This is a genomic window from Nostoc sp. NMS4, from assembly GCF_017115095.1.
Taxonomy (GTDB): domain Bacteria; phylum Cyanobacteriota; class Cyanobacteriia; order Cyanobacteriales; family Nostocaceae; genus Nostoc.
Map to the genome: position 1 here is coordinate 1 of NZ_JABXKI010000370.1, position 2,645 is coordinate 2,645.

Below are 2,645 nucleotides of genomic sequence, written 5' to 3' on the forward strand. Positions count from 1 at the left end.
AGCTATCCAGCGACAGCCGATGCTTTCAGAGGAAATGCAACCTCAAGAAAGTCTAGAAACTAACTCTAGTATCAAAGAGCGAGTTGATTTCCCAACCCAACCAATGCAAGCAAAACTGAAAATTGGTGCATTAGTACAAACCAAGCAATTATTACAATGTAAGAGCGATCGCATCCAACCCCTAGATAATATTGAGAGTCGCCTGAATAAGAGTAAAGGTGGGAGAAGTCCATTATCGTCTAATGTCCGTGGCTTCATCGAACCTCGGCTTAAAACTAATTTAAAAAATGTGCGGGTGCATACAAATTCCGAAGCGGTGCAGATGAGCCGGGAGTTGAGCGCAGAGGCATTTACTCATGGTAGTGATATTTACTATGGTTCGGGGAAGTCGCCGGGGAATAATGAGTTGACAGCCGATGAATTGACTCATGTGATGCAGCAGACAGGTGCAGTTCAAAGCCAGTACAACCTGCAAAAGACATCGCTGATTCAACTTACGGGAGAAACAAAAAAGCAAAAAACTTCGGGAAATTCATCAGTTAAGGATATTCAGAGAAAGCTGAATAAAATAGGTGTTCATCCAGCGCTGAAAATTGATGGTATTTTTGGCGGTCTAACCAGGCAAGCGGTGTGTAATTTCCAAGAAGACCATCGTGATAGCAAGGGTAAAAAATTGAAACTCACTGGTATAGTTAACGATTTAACCAAGCAAGCTATAGATAAAGCCAGCAATTTGGCTAAAGCCAGCGACTCGGTGCCTAAACCACTAGCAGCTGATGAATTAATTTTAACTACCGATCCAAAAGATGCCGATCCAAAAGATGCTAATGAAAGGTCTCTTTTTAGATTTCGCACTCAAGTCGGAAGCAAGCTAGTATCTTGGCAACACCATTTTGACGCATATATGGTTCAACTGAAGCCCATCTTGTTTGGTTCAGAAGAGAAACAAGCCATTATCTTAAAGTGGAATACGTCTTGGGGTACAAAACCCATATCAACGTATATTCCCTACGATACTATGGCTCCAATCGATGCTAAAGCCTCAGTTGCATCGGTTCACAAACTACCTGGCTGGTCTAAATTAGATAGCAGTGAGCAAACTATTCTCAATAGTATGTTAGGTGGCGAAACAAACCAATTATCCCAGAAGAGTCGTGACAATTTGCGAGGGAAATTGTCTGCAATGTCGTCATCTTATAACGACACTCAACAGGAAAAGGCACTGCGCGAGTTGATTACTGCCAAAGACTCAATTCCTAAATATGCTAATGAGGTAGTAAACACTACAAAAGTAAAATATGACCTCGCGCAACCAGCAAAACAAAAAGACTATCAATTTAATGGTGTAGTTGCCGATGCTGAATCGTGGCTTGTAACTTTTGATGATTATACTGAATTGACGATTTTTACCCCGAAAGCACCCACGCCAGGATACCACAATCATACAGTGCAGCAAACTGCTGATGCTGTTAGCTATGTACCAAAAGTAAATCGTTCATTGATCAATATAATTATTCTTAATCCAATCCTTAACCCTAGCGATCCCTATTGGGCAGACGTGTATAAACAGCCAAACTTGCAATCATATATGAGTGCGACTGCGGAAGGAGTGATGTATATTTATCCTGAAAAAGAAACCAAGCCGCTTAATCCTCAGAATTATATGCGGGGTAGCATGATTCATGAAACAGGACATACTTGGTCATATCAGAATTGGGGTGCTGACACGAGCCAAGGTAAATGGTTGGAATGGAAGAAGATGATGGACGCAGACAAAGTTTCTGTATCAGGTTATGCAATGGCTAAGATTATAGAAGATGTAGCAGAAACTATTAGGGTTTATTTCAGTACTCAGGGTACACCCAGTTTTGATGAGTATCGCCAAATAGTGCCTAACCGTTTCGCCATGCTTGATAGGGAGTACAAATAATATTCGGAAATTTGTTTTTGCAATATTGGTATAGTTTGGGTGTTGATTGTATACGTCACAAAGAATGTAGCCAAAAGCCCGCACTGATATCATGTCCGGTAAAAGACTTGTTATTTAGAGCGCAGGGGGCAGGGGGAAAGAGGCTTTTCCAATTTTTGCATAGATGCGATAATTCACTTGTGATTAGCAGAACATGATCTGACTCAAAACTTTAACTCAGGAGATCATCAAAATGAGCAGCGTAACTTCTCCATCTGGCGAGCAACATCCTGGAGAAATCCTCTTCGAGGATAAAGTTGATGGTCAAAACTGGACTGAACAAGCTGCTGATGTTCCCGAAAGCATTGCTTGGGTAGATATAAATGGTGTTTGGCAACCTGTGGTTCGGATTGAAATTACCGGAACTGTTCAAAAGCGTCGGATTTCTAAATTTGCTGCCGATGGAACATGGCTTGAGAGTACAGTTCAGGCATAACCAACCGAATAATCAACAAATGAAAAGTCACATCGCATCCACAAAAACTTCTCAAACTGGTTCGGCGAATGCCCAAACCCCAAAGACAACATCACAGTTGACATCAAGACCCTTTGCGCCGATTAGTAAACAGACGACATCAACACCAAATCCCCATCAGCAACAAGAACAGACCGAAGGATTAGTTCAAAGAAAGACGAACTTATTAGAAATCCTTGATTTAACAACAGAGACAAAAAA

At 41.3% G+C, this 2,645-nt stretch carries 3 protein-coding genes; all 3 read left to right on the forward strand.

Translation table 11 applies throughout. The features are described from left to right. Positions 1 to 1,930 (forward strand): eCIS core domain-containing protein (locus tag HWQ37_RS31380; protein ID WP_292754679.1); only part of this gene is annotated, 1,930 nt, incomplete at its 5' end. A 232-nt stretch (positions 1,931 to 2,162) separates the two neighbouring features. Next, entirely contained in the window at positions 2,163 to 2,405 is a 243-nt protein-coding gene (locus HWQ37_RS31385; protein WP_292754682.1) for a hypothetical protein, read from the forward strand. A gap of 19 nt (positions 2,406 to 2,424) precedes the next feature. Next, positions 2,425 to 2,645, forward strand: a 221-nt coding sequence (locus HWQ37_RS31390; RefSeq protein ID WP_292754685.1) for a hypothetical protein, incomplete at its 3' end; no start/stop codon positions are given.